Below are 16,887 nucleotides of genomic sequence, written 5' to 3'. Positions count from 1 at the left end.
TTCAGTAAATATAATGCTGCACCACAACAATTATTAACTAGGGGTTAAAGTAATGCATTTGAAGCAAACGACTCTTATCGTCGCACTGGCCGGCACCGTGGTGCTGCCGGCGCACGCCCAACAATTGGACTGCCAGAAATCGTTCGGTTTTCGCGCGGACGTTAATGGCTCCACAGGAAAAACGCTGTGCGCGTCGAATGTCGACGCGTTCATCGATTCGGCCAAAAACTTCACGCTGAGCAATAGCGGCTACTCGCAGAACTCGGTTGCCCAGGCCCAGGGCCGCTTCGACGACCTCAACGTCGTCCTGCGCTACACCACCACGTCCACCACGCTGAGCTATGCCTTCCCGGAACTGGGCATGAGTGGCTCTTTCACGGGCGCAACGCGCGATGAATCGGAAGAGCAACTCGTCGAATTCCTGAAAAAATCGGACATCCTGGGCAAGATCCTGCGCTACCAAGCGAAGCATTCGGCCTCGAGCGCCCTGACCGGTGCCGGAGGCCTGATCCCGATGCTCGGCACCGCCGACTTCAATACGGGCTTCGATACGGCCAGCAAGATCGCCACCGGCGGCACGGCGGGGACGCCGAACAACCTGATCGGCGTCGGCCTGGGCTATTCGACCTACAACGTGAGCGGTGGCGGCGAACAGGTCAAGACCACCAGCCTGCCCCTGTCCTACACGTACCGGAGTGACAGTGACGCGCGCCGCCAGGTCGTGCTGAGCATGCCGATCATGGATGCCAAGACCGGCAACGCCCATGCCTACAACTTCGGCATCGGCGTCGCAGTGCGCCTCCCGGTAAGCGACCACTGGACGCTGACGCCGGGCGTGCGCTACTCCGCCGTCGCATCGCTCGACCGCGCCACCGTGTCCACCGTCGCATCCGGCTCGCTGATGAGCACGTACGTCATCCCGATGAACGGCTTCGATCTCGCGGTTGGCAACATGATCGCCCTGTACAAGACGGGCAAGTTCCGGAGCGGCGACTATTCGTTCGACCCGGACATCAAACTGAAGATGACGCGCAACGGCCTGATGGCATCCATCCCGACGACCATCTTCGGCAGCGACACGGCGGCGGAATTCTCGCTGATCGACACCCGCTACCTGGGCGACAAACCTTTCGTCAGCAACAGCCAGGAAATCGGCGTGACGGTCGGCACCAACCGCAATGCGACCAACCGCCACAGCTTCCTGCGCGCCGGCGTCTCTTACGTGCGCAGCAACGTCACCCGCGGGCTGACGCTCAATCTCGGCTACTGGTTCTGATCGATTCCAGTTCCGCCGCCGCTGCGCCGCGCTGCGCGCCGTAGCGGCGGCGCATGCGCAGGAACGGTTCCTCGATGCTGTTATAGCTGAGCGTCGCCAGCGCCCACGTCGCGCCATAGCTGACGGCCACCATGATGGCGGCGTCGAGCCAGCCGCGGCCGGTCGGATGCACGAGGCCGACGCGCTGCGCCAGCAGGTGCAGCAGGCCCATGTGCAGCAGGTAGAACGAAAAGCTGACCTTGCCGCCATGGCACAGCACGCGCTCCACCGGTCCCGGCAGGCGCGGGCGGAATCCGACCCACGCGACGATGAACAAGGCCCAGCCGGTACTTTCCGCCATCGACCAGAAGATCCAGAACGACGATTTCGGCGTTGCGCCGAACGGGGCCAGGCGGTGCATCGCGGCCGTGTCCCACACGACGAGCGCGGCCGCCACCATGAGCAGCCATGGCGCGAGGCGTTGCAGCGCAGGCTGGTATTGCTGGTACAGCATCGCCGCCAGCATGCCGATCAGGAACTGGTCGAAACGGCCGACGAACGTGCAGAAATACATCAGCGTGCTGTTGTCGTTGACGGTGTACGCGGCCAGTTTAAAAAACGCCATCAGCGCGAGCAGTTCGAGCAGGTAGCGCTTGCCCCGCTCCAGCGCGAAGCGCGCGAGGAACGGAAACACGAGATAGAACAGGAATTCGAGGGAGATCGTCCAGGCAGCGCCCGTGATCACCGTGCCGGACGTGGGCGCGTGGCCGAGGTTGGTCGCAAACAGGTACAGGATGTCCTGCGGCTGGAAGTTGTCGCGGCCGATCGACGTGGCCACGAGAAAGATCGTCAGGAACAGCGGGACAATGCGCAGCACGCGGTTACGCACGAAATCGCGGTAGACAATGGTCTTTTGCGCGAGCGCGATCTGCATGAACAGGAAGCCCGACAGGGTGAAGAACAGCCCGACGCCCGTATGTCCTTCCGTGATCAGCGCCGCCCAGTTGCTGACCAGCGGCGTCCCGCCCAGCCCGCGGTATTCCAGGTGAAAGTGGAACAGGAACACGATGGTGGCGGCCAGCCAGCGCAACTGGTCGATGCGCGGGTTGTATTGCAGGTTCAGCGATTGCATGGGAGGGCCGGAAGGCTTGCGCGAAAGAAAAGCATTGTAATGCCAATTGCCGCGAAGATGACGTCTTCAGGGCTCAGCTGTCTTATAATAGAGGGCTTCATTTCACGTTCCTCCGCATTAACGATCATGCACGTCAATATCGCCGCCTACAAGTTCGTCAGCCTCGACAACCTCGAAGAGATGCGCCCGCAATACCAGGCGCTGTGCAACGAGCTGGGCCTGAAAGGCACCGTCCTGCTGACGCCGGAAGGCATCAACATGTTCGTGTCCGGCCCGCGCGAACAGATCGACCAGTACCTGGCATGGGTGCGCAGCGACGCACGCCTGGCCGACCTGGAATGGAAGGAAAGCGTGTCGAATGAACAGTCGCACCGCCGCATGCTGGTCCGCATCAAGAAGGAAATCATTACGATGCGGATGCCGCTGATCAAGCCGGAACTGGGCCGCGCACCGTCCGTGGCGCCGAAGACACTCAAGCGCTGGCTCGACCAGGGCCATGACGATGACGGCGTCCCCGTCGTCATGATGGAAACCCGCAACGCGTTCGAAGTCGACGTCGGCACGTTCGAGAATACGCTCGATTACCGCATCGAAAAATTCAGCGAATTCCCGGACGTCGTCGAGAAACACAAGGATGAGCTGAAAGGCAAGACCGTCGTGACGTTCTGCACGGGCGGCATCCGTTGCGAAAAAGCCGCGATCCACATGCAGAACATCGGCTACGACCGCGTCTATCAGCTCGATGGAGGCATCCTGAAGTATTTCGAGGAAGTGGGCGGCGACCACTACTCGGGCGACTGCTTCGTGTTCGACTACCGTACCGCCCTCAATCCGAAGCTGGAGCCGACGGAGACCGTGCAGTGCTTCGCGTGCCGCGCCGTCGTGACGCCGCGCCAGCAGTTGTCGCCGGAATATGTCGTCGGGAAGTCGTGTCCGCATTGCGCGGGGGCAAGGAGCGCGCGGACCACATGTCCGAAGACGGCGCCGCCGCCTGAGTTCCAGCAAAAAGGCACTACCGCGGTAGTGCCTTTTACTTTTGTCATTCACGCGGCTCGCGTGCAATGAACCGTGTACGGGGCGCGACGCTCAGCCGTGGAGCGGCGTGAAACCTGCGTCGGACACGCCGACGACTTGCGCATGGCCATCGGTACCGGTGGCGGCAGCCGACACCATCTTGTCGATCGTGATGTCGATATTGCCCGGATCGCGCGCCAGCGAGGCGGACAGCAGGTCCTTGATACTGGCAATGTAATCGGAGGCGACCTTCATGCCGGCCGGCTTCGCATACGCTGCCTGTTCCGATGCCAGGTCCAGGTGCTCCGTGAACACGGCGGCCACCGCCACCTTGCCGTCGTAGGCGATCTTGTCCGTGCTTTGCGCGCCGGCCGCGATCTGGGTGACGACGTTGTCGACCGTGATCACTTTCTGGTCCAGCATCTTGGCCCAGTAATCGACACCGGCAGTTTCCGCGGGACGACCGAACAGGTGCTCGTAGACCGTGCTGACGACGGCGCGGTTGTCCTGGCCCGCATACATGGCCTTGTACTCCGCCGACGAGGCGAAGTTCGCCGAAATCATCTGGTAGCCGTCCGGATTGCTGGCCAGGATATTCGTCCAGTACGCCAGACCCGCCACGTCCGCCGGGCGGCTGAAATACGCCACGTAAAGCTTCTGCACTGTTGTTTCGGTCGCTGTCGCCATGATGGGCTCCTCTGCAATGGGTTAAGTGGTAAAAAAATATACCCCAATTGCTTAAAGATGGGCGCACCAAACTGATGTGTAACGTGCGTAAGTTATTGAATAGAAAAAGATTTTTCTAGGAAACTGGCGGTCAACATGAGTTAGATACCGCACAGTCCGAAGCATCGGTTTGCGCATAAAAAAAGCCCCGCCGCATGAGCGGCAGGGCTTCGTCAGACGCGCGGATCGGATCAGCGGAAGTAGGCAGCCACTTCGCGCACGGCGCTGCTGTCGAGCGTGCCGGCCGCCGCGCGCAGGCGCAACAGGCCGATCATGTAGGTATAGCGGGCCTGGGCCAGGTCGCGCTGGCTCGTGTACAACTGCTGCTGGGCGTTCAGCAGGTCGAGATTGATGCGCACCCCGCCCTTGATGCTCTGTTCGGTGGCAGTCATCAACAGCTTGCCGGAAGCAACGGCTTTTTCCAGCGCCTCGATCTTGTGCACGCTGGACATGACCAGGCTGTGCGCCTTGCGCAGTTCGACGAGGACCTTGCTCGTGCGCGCGTCCACATCCGCCTGGGCGCGCGCATAGTTCGCGGCCGCCTGGCGCGTGGTCGCATTGATCGCGCCGCCCTGGTAGATCGGAATGCTGACCTGCACGCCGATCGTCCGGTTCACCGTATTCTGGGTGTACGTGTTGATCGATTCCGCGTCGCCCTTGCTATACGCGGCGACGAAGTCCACACGCGGGTAGTGGCCGGCGCGGTTGCGGTCGATGTCGAGCCGGGCGTTTTCGGTGGCCAGGCGCGCGGCCGCCAGTTCGTGATTGTGTTCGCGCGCGATCTTTTCCCAGTCCTCGAACGTGCCGGGTTGGGCGGTAGCGGGCTTGAAGCCGTCGCCGAGCCGGTCGAGCGGGCCCGGATCCATGCCGATGATGCCGGCCAGCGTTTCGCGCGCGGCCACGGCATTGTCCTTCGCCTCCGTCAGCTGGGCTTCGGCCAGGTCGAGCCGGGCCTGGGTTTCCAGCATGTCCGTCTTGGTGCCCTCGCCTTTTTCGAACAGGCGCTGGTTCACCTTCATCATCTCCAGGTACATGTCGCGCGACACCTTCGACAGCGCCACCTGGTCGTCCGCGAACAGCGCGTCCATGTAGGCACTGACGACGCGCACCGTGACCTCGTCGGTGCCCGCCGCGAACGCGGCTTCGCCCTGCTGGGCCTGCACCTTGCCCTGGCGGTAGCGGGCGACGCCGTCCAGGTTCAGGATCGGCTGGCGCAGTTGCACGACGTTGGAGCGGCTGATGTAGCGGGGATGCGTGATGCTCCGCGCCGGCCGGCCCAGGATGTCGGTTCCCATATTGTCGATGTCGGCGACGTTGCGGCTGCTCGACAGGCTCGCCGACACGCTGGGCATCAGGTAAGACCGGCCGATGATGCGGTTTTCCTGGGCCGCCTCCTTGTCGTAGAAGCTCATGCGGTAGGTCGGGTCGTTCTTCAGCGCCGCCTCGTAGGCCTGCTGCAGGGTGACCGCTCCTGCTTGTCCGGCAGCCAGCGCCACGGCCAGCGCCACGACGCCGCGTTTCATCATCGTACCTACCACGCTCACTCCTCGCTCAGCGCCGAGCCGGCGCGGTCCAGTACCGGCTTGAGCAGGTAGTTCATCATGGTGCGCTCGCCCGTCTTCACAAACAGCTCGACCGGCATGCCGGGACGGATGTCCATCTTGTGCGCGGCGATCATCTGCGCGCCCTTCGGCGTCACCTTCACGCGCACCTTGTAGAAGGCTGCGCCGGTGCGCTCGTCCACGACCCGGTCGGCCGCCACCTGCTCGACGACGCCTTCGATGTGCGGCGTGCGGTTGGCGTTGAAGGCGGAGAAGATCAGTTCGGTCTTCAGGCCCGCGTGCACACGGTCGACCAGGTTGACCGGCAACTGGCCTTCGACCACCAGCGGATCGTTGCTGGGCACGATGTCCATCATCTTGAAGCCCGCCGGCACCACGCCGCCCGGCGTGAACACGGCCAGGTTGACCACGGTGCCGTCGGCGGGCGCCTTGACCTCGACGTTGGACAGCTCGAACTTCTGCGCCTGCAGGCGGGCCTGCTGGGCTTCGGCTTCGCGCTGCACGTCGGTCAGCTGGGTGCGGACTTCCTTCTGGTAGTCCTGCACGCGCTGGGCCTTGCGCAGCGTCAGTTCAGTCACCTGGCGCTGGGCGCGGCCGATGTTGCCGATGTCTTCCGAGATCGAACCGTTCAGCTGGGCATACGTGCGCTCCAGTTCGAGCAGGCGGTTGCGCGCCACATAGCCTTCCTTGGCCAGGTCGCGCATGCCGGCAAGCTGCTCCTTCAGGATGTTCACTTGCTCCTTCTTGGCGTCGCGCGACTCCTGCAGGCCCTGGATCTGCACCTTCAGGCCGGCGATGCTTTCGTCCACGCCGCCCAGCTCGTTCTGCAGCGAGCCCTGGCGCGACGCCAGCAGCTGGTTCTGCAGGCTCATCATCTCAGCCACGCGCGGATCGCTGCGGCGCTGTTCCATCTCGGCCGGGAACTTGATGGTTTTGGCACCGTCGCGTTCGGCGATCAGGCGCGCCTCGACGGCGCGCGCGCTCAGGTACTGGCTGTCGGTCATCTCGACGGCCGACTGGGCCACGATCGGGTTCATGCGCACCAGCACCTGGCCGGCCTTGACGACGTCGCCGTCGCGCACGAGGATCTGCTGGATGGTGCCGCCGGTCTGGTGCTGCACGGCCTGGCGGTTCGATTCCTTGGCGACGGTGCCGCCCATCGGCACGCCCTTGTCGAGCGGCGCCAGCAGCGCCCACAGCAGGAAGCCGCCGACGCCCAGCAGCACGATCATCCAGCCCAGGCGCGCATAGACGCGGGCATCCGTATTCACTTCGATCGGCGTGACGTCGTGCGCGACGACGTCCTGCGCCTTGTTCGCAATCAGTTTCATTACTTTCCTTCTCCAGTGGTGGCACTGGCGGCCTGGGCCGCCTGGGCGGCTGCAGCAGCGCGCTGGGCAGCGGCCTGCGCCTGCGCGACCTGCTCCTGAGCGGCGGCCTGGGCTTCCATCGCTTTCTTGTTGGCTTCCTGCAGGGCGGCGAGCACCTGGTTGGTCGGGCCGAACATGTGCACGGTACCGTCGCGCATCAGCAGCAATTTGGTGGTCACCTGCACCACGTTCGGGCGGTGGGTAATCATCACGATGGTCTTGCCGCGCGCGCGCAGGTCGGTCACAGCGGCCAGCAGGGCCGCTTCGCCGACGTCGTCGAGGTTCGAGTTCGGCTCGTCCAGCACCAGCAGGGCCGGGTCGCCGTACATGGCGCGCGCCAGGCCGAGGCGCTGCTTCTGGCCGCCCGACAGGCCCGCGCCGCCGTCGCCCAGCTTCGTGTCATAGCCTTCCGGGAACTGCAGGATCATCTCGTGGACGCCGGCGCGCTTAGCCGCCTGCACCACCTTCTCCGCGTCGACCTCGCCGAAGCGGGCAATGTTTTCGCTGATGCTGCCTGCGAACAGTTCGATGTCCTGCGGCAGGTAGCCCACGTGCGGGCCCAGCTCGGCCTTGTTCCAGTGGTAGATGTCGGCGCCGTCCAGGCGCACCTTGCCGATCATGGTCGGCCACACGCCTACCAGCAGGCGCGCCAGGGTCGACTTGCCGGAACCGCTCGGGCCGAGCACGCCCAGCACGTCGCCCGGGGTGATCGCGATCGACACGCCCTTCACGATCGGCACCTTGACGCCCGGCGGCGCGGCCGTCACGTTATCCAGCAGCAGCGTACCTTGCGGGGCCGGCAGGGCCATGCCCGCCTCGCGCGCCGGATTGGCTTCCAGCAGGGCTTCCAGGCGCTCGTAGGAGCTGCGTGCGCCGCTGACGCTCTTCCAGACCGCGATGACCTGCTGCACCGGCTGCAGCGTACGGCCCAGCAGGATCGATGCGGCGATCATCATGCCCGGGGTGATCTTGTGCTCCAGGACCAGCAGCGCGCCCAGGCCCAGCACCAGCGACTGCATGGACACCTGCACGAACTTGGTCACGGCGGTGATCAGGCCGGCCTTCTGGCTGGCATCCGCCTGCAGCGTGAGGAATTTTCCGTGCAGCTTGAACCAGCGGCCGATCAGATTGGGCAGCATGCCCATCGATTCGATGACTTCGGCGTTGCGCAGGTTGTTCGTGGCCAGGGTATTGGCCTGGATCGACATCGAGTTCGCTTCGGCCAGCGGTTGCTTGGTCACGCGCTCGTTGACGATGGCCAGGATGATCAGCACGACGGTGCCGGCCAGCGCGAACATGCCCAGCACCGGCTCGAATATGAAGATGACGATCAGGTAGATCGGGAACCAGGGTGCGTCGAAGAAGGCGAACAGTGCGCTGCCCGTGAGGAACTGGCGCAGGTTCGTCAGGTCCGCCAACGCTTGGCCGGCATTGCCGCCCGCCTGCTTGAGGTTCTGCTCGAAGGCGGCGGTGTAGATGCGCTTGTTGAGCTGCATGTCGAACTTCGCGCCCACGCGCACCAGCACGAACGAACGGATCAGTTCGAGGCCGCCCATGAACAGGTACGCGCCGATGATCAGCAGGGTCAGCATCAGCAGCGTGATCTCGTTACGGCTGCCCAGCACACGGTCGTACACCTGCAGCATGTACAACGAGGGCGCCAGCATCAGCAGGTTGACGATCGCGCTGAACGCGCCCACCGTGAAGAAGGTGCTTTTGAACGACCGGAGCACCAGCTGGATTTCGCTCTTTTTTTCTAACAGTTTTTTCATAGCGGATTGCGTATCGACGTTGTTTCGTCACCGAAGCACGCCATAACCTAAAGAAATTTGCCCGCGCATATTATCTATCAAAAACATTCAAAAATGTGATGTGCGTCACAAATTTTGAACAAGAGTCGCGTCCGGGTCACAGACACCTGGTAAGCCAAATGAAAAACCCCGCTGCCTTGCGGCAGCGGGGTTTCCGGGAACAGCCCGGTTGCCCGGGCTGGATCCAGCCTGAATTAGGCCACGGTGATGATGCCGTTGGTCAGGTGCACCTTGGTCGAGTCAGCACCGGTCAGGGTGATGGTGACGATTTCCGGAGTTGCTGCATTCGAGCCGAAGGCCGAGGTTTCCAGAACCAGCTTGGTGTCCGAACCGCTCTTCACCAGGAAAGCTTCCAGCACTGCGTTGTTGCCGGCGCCTTTGGTGTAGTCACCGGTGTTCAGCGTGTATTGGGTACCGATGTACAGCGAGTCGGAGCCCAGCAGGCCGAAGTTGGTGATGGTCGAATCCTTTGCACCTTTGGCGACGACGAAGATGTCGGCGTCAGCGGTTGCCACAGCCGAGGTGTGGGTGGCATCCAGGGTGACCGGCAGCATCAGCTTGTTGGTGGTGAAGGCGTCCTGGGCAGCTTTCACTTGACCGTTGACAGCAGCCAGTTGAGCAGCCGTTGCGTTGGCGGCGTCCAGAGCAGTCACTGCCTTGGTCAGGTCGGTGACGCTCTTCTGAGCGGCGGTCACAGCGTCATTAGCAGTGTCCAGCTTGGCGATCAGCGGATTGTCGGTATCGGCAGCCACGAATGCGTCAACCAGGCCCTTGAAGTCGGTGTACGCTTTAGCAGCAGCAGCGGCAGCGTCCTTCTGAGCTTGCGTAGCGCCGGTTTGGGCTGCGACTGCAGCGGCCGACTTGTTGATGGCATCCAGCTGGCTCAGTTCGGTCTTGATCTGAGCGGAGGTCGGGGTTGCGCCGTCAGCCAGATCAACGATGGTCATCGCGGCAGCCACATCCTTCAGCTTGGTTTGCGCTGCAGCGCTCAGATCCAGCGTGTCAACCGCGGCTTGTGCGTTGGCTTGTGCCGTCACTGCGTCGGCAGTCGCCTTCTGAGCAGCTTCGGTAGCGACGCTTGCGTTCAGCAGCGTGGTCACGCCCGGGTTGGTCGTTTCGGTGACATCGGTAGCCAGGACCAGCTTGCCGTCAGCGTCCAGGGTGACAACTTTCGTGCCGTTGATGGTGATTTCGCCGTTGGCAGCAACAACAGCCGTCTTGGTCGGATTGACGACATTGTACGAAGCAACCTTGGCAGCCAGATCAGCTTCCTTGGTGATCTGGGCGGTTTGCGCATCCTTGGTAGCGGTCTCGGCGGTTTCCAGTGCGCTGATCGCATCGGTCAGGCCTGCAACCTTGGCGATGTTGGCGTTTGCCGTAGCCACAGCAGCTTGTGCGTCAGCCAGCGTAGCCGCATTCAGCGACATCTGCGATTGCAGCAGAACCGAACGGACGCCAGCGGTAGCGCCGGTGTAGTCGCCAGCGACCAGGGTGTCCACGCCGGTAATGGCGGTGGTCACTTTGGTGCCGATAGCGGCATCAGTGGTCGAGGTCTTGGCATTGTTGTCACCGTCAGCAGCAGCCAGGAAATCGGCTTTAGCCACGGTAGCGACGTTCAGGGCTTCCAGGCCCGAAGCCAGCGAGAAGGCGGTGCCGGCAGCAACCGACTTGGCGACGGTGGCGCCCAGGGTTGCCGGAGCGATGGCAGCGGCCAGCGATGCATCCGTCGTCACGCCCGAGATGAAGGTCTTGGCGATGGCGTTAGCTGCGTCGCCGCTGTAGCCCTTCTGTTCGGTAGCGGTGTCCAGAGCAGCGGTAAAGGCGGTGGCAGCCTTGACCTTGTTGTTGTACGCGGTCAGGTCGGAGCCTTGTGCGCCGGAAGCGACAGCGGTCACGACTGCGTCGATGGTGATCGTCTTCTTGTCCAGCAGGTCGGCCCAGTAAGCCTTGCCAGCGGCTTCGGCGTCACGGCCGAACAGGTTCTGGTAAACCTTGTTGACGATGTCGGCGTTCGACAGGTCTTTGTAAGCAGCCTTGTACTCGGTGTCAGCAGCGAAAGCGGCCGAAACAGCGGCGGTGTCGCCCTTGGCGGCTTCGACGACGCCTTCCCAGTATGCCAGGCCAGCGGTGTCAGCCGGACGGTTGAAGTATGCCACGTACAGCTTCTGGATGTTTTCGTAGTAGGTCGTTGCCATTTAATGCTCCAAGTAGATCGATCGATCGATGAATGTCTCTAGATTGTGCAGCCTCGGGAATGCCTTTGCTGTCCAACGGGCCGAATCATGACAGATCGCACAAGCATGGCGATGTGACAGCCATCACAAAAATAAAAAACTCGTTCAAAATTCATACAAATTTTTGACACTTCAGTTGACATTACCCGTCAATTCTCTCCAATTATCTCAACAATATTCACGACTGCACAAAAAACCGGCATTGGACCGGCGTTTCTCATGCATATAAAAAAACCCCGGCAATACCGGGGTTTTATACGGGGATAATACGATTTACCTGCGCATCCAATACGTCGCGCCATTCACCGTACGCAAGGCGTCAATGCGACCATCGAAGATATATGCGGCACTGCCACCCTTGTCGTTACTCAGCAACCCCTGTACGTTGAGATAACCCGGCCGTCCCTTGGCTTCGTCGCCGAACAGGCGGCCATCGCTGCCCACCGCACCCGTCGCCTGGAACGGGAATGATTCGTCCTTCGACAGGACGGTGAAATTGGTGGCGAAGGTCCGGCTACCGAAATCTACGTTCAGCGAGCCATTCGACACGGTTGCCGGCGCGATCGTGCGCGAACCATAGCCGTAATCCGTATAAATCACCGCATCGGAATCACGCAGCGCGAAACCCATGCTGCCATTATTCGGTGTAACGAATTGGCGGCCGGGCGTACGGAGCAGCGCGTAATCGCCATTCGTCGCCAGTAACTCGGCATTTTGCATTTCCGTCGGCAAATTCAGCTTGGCGTAATACGCGTCGAATTGCACCCAGCGTCCCCACACGATGCGGCTTTCCGGCCTGGACGGATCCGGCGGCGGCACCGGATCGACGGCCGGCGGCGGCACCGGCGTTTCCGGCGCCGGCAATACGGGCGGCTTCGGCTGTTCGTTGACGGCCGTCAGGGCCACCACTTTCTTGACCTCGAGATTCGGGGTGCCGCCATTGGTCGTCACACCCGACGTGGCATCGGTCTTGGCAACCGGCTCGTCGGTGCGCGGCGGCGACACCAGGTCGGGAGACAGCGCGCTGCCGCTGAGCAGCTGCGGTGCCACCTGGCCGCGCGTCACCTGCAGCAGCTGGCCGCGCTGGGCCGCCGACAGCTCGCGGCTCATGGTGCCCTCGCAGGGCCCGCCGCCTTCCGGCCGGCAGGCGCCGGCAAAGCCGCTCACCACCACGCCGCCGGTCAGCACCGCCACGCGCGACGTGTGGTCGTCGGTGAACACGGTGAAGTCGGTGCCGCGCACGCCGATGGCCGCCACCGGGGTGTTGAAACGAAAGTTCTGGCGCGCCTGCTTGACCGCCTCGCCCGACTTGCTGCGTGCCACGCCGCTCAGCAGCTCGAACTTGACCCGGGTATTCGCCGGGTTGGCCGTGTCGACGTGGTAGGCGGTAATCCGCGCGCGGGTTGCGGGACGCAGGATGAACAGGCCGTTGTCGACCGTCTTCACATAGATATAGCCGTCGCTGCCAGTGGACAGCAGCTCGCCTTCGCGCACGCTGCCGCCCTCGACGGCCGGCTGGTCGCCGACACTCGCCTTGCCGGCAACAAAGATGATGCGCCCGGCGTCGGCGGCCTGGGCCGCCTGAACGATACAGGCGCCGGCGAACAGGGTGGTGGCAAGCAGATAGCGCGGCATAAATGGGTTCCTCTCCTGCCCCGAGCTTAACGTGCGGGCAGGACGGTAGAAAGTGACGACGGTCACAATTATATGCAAACGCCAGGGCTCGCCTGTCGCTAATTTGTCTCTAAAATTATGAACAGTGCGCACTAGCAACAGCGCGACGCTATAATGTTTCTTTGCTTGCAATTTTTCCATCCTTCTTTCCCGCGTGGCAGAATTCCTTCCACAATCCGCTGCCGCGCCATCGCCAATCAGGCGCGCGGGCCTGCCGATCCGCTGGCTGATCGCCATCGCGGCCGTGCTGCTGACCGCCTGGATGCAGTGGGCGCCCGCGCCGCGCCTGGCCTTCATCGCCAACGAATGGATGCGCGATGCGTTCCTGCGCCTGCAGGTCAGCAATGCGCCGGAACCGCGCGTCCTGGTGGTGGATATCGACGAGGCCAGCCTGACCCGTATCGGCCCCTGGCCGTGGCCGCGCGAACGCCTGGCCGACCTGGTCGAAATTCTGCTCGGCCGTTATGAAGCGCGCGGAGTCGCGCTCGACATCCTGTTGCCCAAGGCCGATGGCGGTCCGGGCGATACCCGCCTGGCCCTGCTCGCGCGCCACGGCCCGGTGGTGCCGGCCCAGGCGTTCGACTTCGACCTGGCGCGGCTGCGGCCGGAACCCGTGCTCGACGGCCACCTGGGCGGCGCGGTCACGGGCTATGCCGGCGGCGTCGAGGCCACGGGCTATATCGCCAACTATCCGGCCTTGGCCCAGGCGCCGCACATCGGCGCGATCGGCTTCATCCCCGATCCGGACGGCACGCTGCGCCGCGTGCCCCTGATCACCCGCTACGAAGGCCGCGCCTACCCGGCGCTGGCCCTGGCCCTCGTCAACTGCTGCAACGGGCGCGGCAATTTGCCGCTGGCGGACGGCGGCCCGATGCGCGTCGCCTTCCAGCGGGACTGGAATGCCTATACCGTCGTCAGCGCGGCCGACATCCTCGACCAGGCGATCGACCCGGCCAGTGCGCACGGCCGCCTCGTGCTGGTCGGCTCGTCCTCGCTGGGCATGGGCGACCGCGTGGCCACGCCGCTGGCGGCCAGCCGTCCGGGCCTGGGCGTGCAGGCCGCCATGCTGTCGACCCTGCTCGACCTGCAGGCCGGACGCGCCCCGGCGCGCTGGCCCGGCGCCCTGCTTGCGCTGGGCTGGACCCTGCTGACGGCGCTGCTGGTGCCGCTCGCCTTCCCGCGCCTGTCGGCGCTGGCCAGCGTGGGCCTGCTGGGCGCGAGTTCGCTGGGCTGGACGAGCCTGGCCTGGCTCGCGGCGCCGCACGATCCGGATTTCAGCACCGTCGCGCCGCTGGCCAGCAACCTGCTGCTGCTCGCGGTGGCCGTGCCCTACCAGTGGCAGCAGACCCAGCGCCGGTCGCGCAGCCTGCTGCTGACCTTGCGCCAGTACGTCGCCCCCGCGGTGGTCGCGGAACTGCTGCGCAGCGACCTCGAGGATCCGCTGCAGCCGCGCCAGCTCGACGTGACCACGCTGATCGCCGACATGGAAGGCTATACCGCCCAGGTCGAGTCGCTGCCGGTCGAGGACGCGGCGCGGCTCACGCGCGATTTCCTGGACTGCCTGACCGGTCCCGTGATCGAACGCCAGGGCACGCTCGACAAGTACACCGGCGACGGCCTGGTGGCGTTCTGGGGCGCGCCGCTGCCGCTCGACGAGCACGCCGACCTGGCGCTGGACGCCGCGCGCGCGATCGTCGCGCGGGTGCGCGCATTCAGCGCGGCGCGCGAACGCCTGGGCCACCCGCCGCTGCGGGTGCGCATCGGCATCGAAAGCGGCCCGGCCATGGCCGGCGATTTCGGCACCAGCTTCCGCAGCATTTATACTGCCGTGGGCGACAGCGTAAACACCGCCTCGCGCCTGGAGCAGGCGGCGCGCGACTACCCCCACGACGTCATCATCGGCCCGGGCACGGTGGCACGGGCGCAACGACATCGTTTCCTGCCGCTGGGCGAGCGCCGCCTGCGCGGCAAGGAACACCTGATTAACGTTTTCACTTTGCAAGACAGCATGCATCAACCGGGCAGTACCGAGAACACGGCAGCCTCCCTCACGACGGGGCCGGCGGCATGACATTTCTACGCAAGGACACCTGGCTGGCGGCCATGCTGGCGTGCGCGCTGGCGTGTGCGCCGGCGCTGGCGGCCGAGAACGTCGAAAACCTGGCCGACAGCGGCGACGCCGCCGCCGAGAACCCCGAACAGGCACTGTACCGCGAGGCCCTCGAGGCCCTGTCCGAAGGGCGTCGCAGCGATGCGTCGGCCACCTTGCGCCGCCTCGTCGAACAGGCGCCGCTGCACGCCGGCGCCTTCCTCGAACTGGCCCTGACCCAGTGCAGCCTGGGCAACGCCGACGAAGCCGAGCGCCTGTTCGCGATCATCGAAACCCGCTTCAGCCCGACGCGCGACCTGCTGACCCTGATCGCGGAAACGCGCGAAGCCGGCTGCAAGCAGTGGGTGCCGTCCAGGTCAACCGTCGTGACCCTCGGGCGGGGCTTCGACCGCAACGTCAACCAGGGCACCAGCGTATCGTCGCTGATCGTCGACCGGGGCGGGCCGATCGAACTGCCCCTGCTGCCGGAATTCCAGCCGCACGCCGACCAGTACAGCGTGATCGGCGTGGACCACCTGCGCGAACTGACGCCCAACGGCAGCATCGGCTACCTGCAATACCAGGTGCGGCGCAACGACGCCCTGCGCCAGTACGACAGCGCCGCCGTGTATGCCGGGGTCGAGTCGCCGTGGCGCGTCGGGCGCTGGACCGTGCACGCCAGCGGCGCGCTGGGCGCGGTGAGCCTGGGGGGCCACATGTACCAGCGCCAGGGCCAGGTGCAGGCGCGGGTGAATCCGGGCCTGCCGCTGCCGGCCGGCGCGCAACTCAACCTGATCGCCGGCGCCACCTACAGCGATTACCTGACGCTGACCAACTTCAATTCCCTGATGCTGGAGGGACGCGCCCTGCTGACCTGGCGGGAGGGCCCGCTGGTGGCCAGCGCCACCGCCGGCCTGATGACCGACCAGGCGCGCGACCAGCGTCCCGGCGGCAACCGCCACGGCAACTTCGCCAGCCTGATGCTCAAGCGCACGCTGTCCGAGAACGTCACGGGCGAACTCGGCTATACACGCCAGACCTGGAACAGCGCCCTGCCCTATGCGCCCGAACTGCTGATCGACGCCGTACGTGCCCAGCGTACGCAGATGGTGCGGGCCGACCTGTCTTATCAGTTAGGCAAGGGACAAACGCTACACCTGGAAGCGCGCGCCGTCCGAAACAACGAGAACATATCGATCTTTCAGTACAATAACCGGATTTTGCAGCTGAGCTTGCAGTGGCAGCTCCCGTGAGCGCGCCGCGCACCTAACAGGATCATCGATGACGTCCGCGAGCAAGACCCTGGCAACTCCCTACGCTTCCGGCGCGGCCGTCGAGGCGAGCCAGATCCAGATCAACCTGCGCAAGATCCCGCTGCTGGCCGGCCTGAGCGAAGACGAGATGCGCCGCGTGAACGCCGAGATCCGCATCCGCCACTACGACAAGCGCGAAGTGGTGCTGCACAAGGGCGGCAGCGGCGACGCCCTGCTGTTCCTGCTGTCCGGCCAACTGCAGGTGGTCGACATCACGGAAGACGGCCGCGCGATCGGCCTGCGCATGCTCGCCCCGGGCGACTTCTTCGGCGAAATCGCCCTGATCAACGACTCGACCCGCTCGGCCTCGGTGGTGGCGACGAGCGACGTGCTGGTGGCCTTCCTGCCCGCCGCCACCGCGCTGCATTTGTTCTCGCACTCGCCCAGCGTGGCCAACCTGATGCTTCGCCACCTCGCGCAAAAGATCCAGCGCGACTCGGAATTCCGCGCGGTCCTCAGCATCAACAACACGGCGCGCCGCATCTACACGTACCTGTCGCTGCTGCAAAAGCCGGACGGTAACGGCAAGGCCGTGATCGACAACCTGCCCACGCACCAGGACGTCGCGAACATGATCAACACGAGCCGCGAGACGGTCACCCGCGCCCTGCTGAGCCTCGTCCAGCAGGGCATCGTGCAGAAGGAATCGAACCGCCTCGTCATCCTGGATCCCGCCGCCCTGCAGAAACTCGTGCAGGGCGCCTAGG

12 protein-coding genes are annotated in these 16,887 nt (G+C 64.3%); 5 read left to right on the top strand and 7 right to left on the bottom strand.

The annotated features are described in order from the left end of the window. Positions 1-52 precede the first annotated feature (52 nt). Positions 53-1,276 carry a hypothetical protein gene (locus P0M04_RS13545; protein WP_259449781.1) on the top strand — a complete coding sequence of 408 codons (1,224 nt, stop codon included), beginning with the start codon at positions 53-55 and terminating at the stop codon, positions 1,274-1,276. Here the strand turns inward: P0M04_RS13545 and P0M04_RS13540 are convergent. Next, positions 1,254-2,387: an acyltransferase family protein gene (locus P0M04_RS13540; protein ID WP_259449780.1), complete on the bottom strand. Its 1,134-nt coding sequence runs from the start codon at positions 2,385-2,387 to the stop codon at positions 1,254-1,256. The two genes, P0M04_RS13545 and P0M04_RS13540, sit on opposite strands and share 23 nt — an antisense overlap. 126 nt (positions 2,388-2,513) lie before the next feature. Between P0M04_RS13540 and P0M04_RS13535 the strand changes: the two genes are divergently transcribed. Next, a complete protein-coding gene (locus tag P0M04_RS13535; RefSeq protein ID WP_281042413.1) occupies positions 2,514-3,452 on the top strand; it encodes a sulfurtransferase in 939 nt (312 codons plus the stop codon). A gap of 21 nt (positions 3,453-3,473) precedes the next feature. Here the strand turns inward: P0M04_RS13535 and P0M04_RS13530 are convergent, their stop codons facing one another. From P0M04_RS13530 to P0M04_RS13505, 6 genes are all read right to left on the bottom strand, one after another. Further along, complete coding sequence (locus tag P0M04_RS13530) at positions 3,474-4,088, bottom strand: DUF4214 domain-containing protein (RefSeq protein ID WP_259449778.1); 615 nt, start codon at positions 4,086-4,088, stop codon at positions 3,474-3,476. Between the two features lie 230 nt (positions 4,089-4,318). Next, positions 4,319-5,665 carry a TolC family outer membrane protein gene (locus P0M04_RS13525; protein WP_259449777.1) on the bottom strand — a complete coding sequence of 449 codons (1,347 nt, stop codon included), beginning with the start codon at positions 5,663-5,665 and terminating at the stop codon, positions 4,319-4,321. Between the two features lie 2 nt (positions 5,666-5,667). Beyond that, positions 5,668-7,020: an HlyD family type I secretion periplasmic adaptor subunit gene (locus P0M04_RS13520; protein ID WP_259449776.1), complete on the bottom strand. Its 1,353-nt coding sequence runs from the start codon at positions 7,018-7,020 to the stop codon at positions 5,668-5,670. Continuing rightward, entirely contained in the window at positions 7,020-8,831 is a 1,812-nt protein-coding gene (locus P0M04_RS13515; protein WP_259449775.1) for a type I secretion system permease/ATPase, read from the bottom strand. Before P0M04_RS13515 ends, P0M04_RS13520 begins: the two co-directional genes overlap by 1 nt. Positions 8,832-9,064: 233 nt before the next feature. After that, positions 9,065-11,065, bottom strand: coding sequence for a DUF4214 domain-containing protein (locus tag P0M04_RS13510; protein WP_259449774.1), 2,001 nt, complete (start codon positions 11,063-11,065; stop codon positions 9,065-9,067). A 312-nt stretch (positions 11,066-11,377) separates the two neighbouring features. Next, positions 11,378-12,739: a FecR family protein gene (locus tag P0M04_RS13505; RefSeq protein WP_259449773.1), complete on the bottom strand. Its 1,362-nt coding sequence runs from the start codon at positions 12,737-12,739 to the stop codon at positions 11,378-11,380. A gap of 193 nt (positions 12,740-12,932) precedes the next feature. Between P0M04_RS13505 and P0M04_RS13500 the strand changes: the two genes are divergently transcribed. The 3 genes from P0M04_RS13500 to P0M04_RS13490 are packed head-to-tail and all read left to right on the top strand — an operon-like array spanning position 12,933 to position 16,886. Beyond that, entirely contained in the window at positions 12,933-14,849 is a 1,917-nt protein-coding gene (locus tag P0M04_RS13500) for a CHASE2 domain-containing protein (RefSeq protein ID WP_259449772.1), read from the top strand. Beyond that, positions 14,846-16,120, top strand: coding sequence for a tetratricopeptide repeat protein (locus tag P0M04_RS13495; RefSeq protein ID WP_259449771.1), 1,275 nt, complete (start codon positions 14,846-14,848; stop codon positions 16,118-16,120). Before P0M04_RS13500 ends, P0M04_RS13495 begins: the two co-directional genes overlap by 4 nt. A gap of 28 nt (positions 16,121-16,148) precedes the next feature. Beyond that, the gene (locus tag P0M04_RS13490; protein ID WP_259449770.1) at positions 16,149-16,886 is read left to right on the top strand and encodes a Crp/Fnr family transcriptional regulator; all 738 of its coding nucleotides are present in this window, start codon (positions 16,149-16,151) and stop codon (positions 16,884-16,886) included. Position 16,887: the final 1 nt, after the last annotated feature.

It is taken from the genome of Telluria mixta (genome assembly GCF_029223865.1).
Lineage (GTDB): Bacteria > Pseudomonadota > Gammaproteobacteria > Burkholderiales > Burkholderiaceae_D > Telluria > Telluria mixta.
Note: the sequence above shows the minus strand (reverse complement) of the source record. Positions and strands in the feature narration are given on the sequence as shown.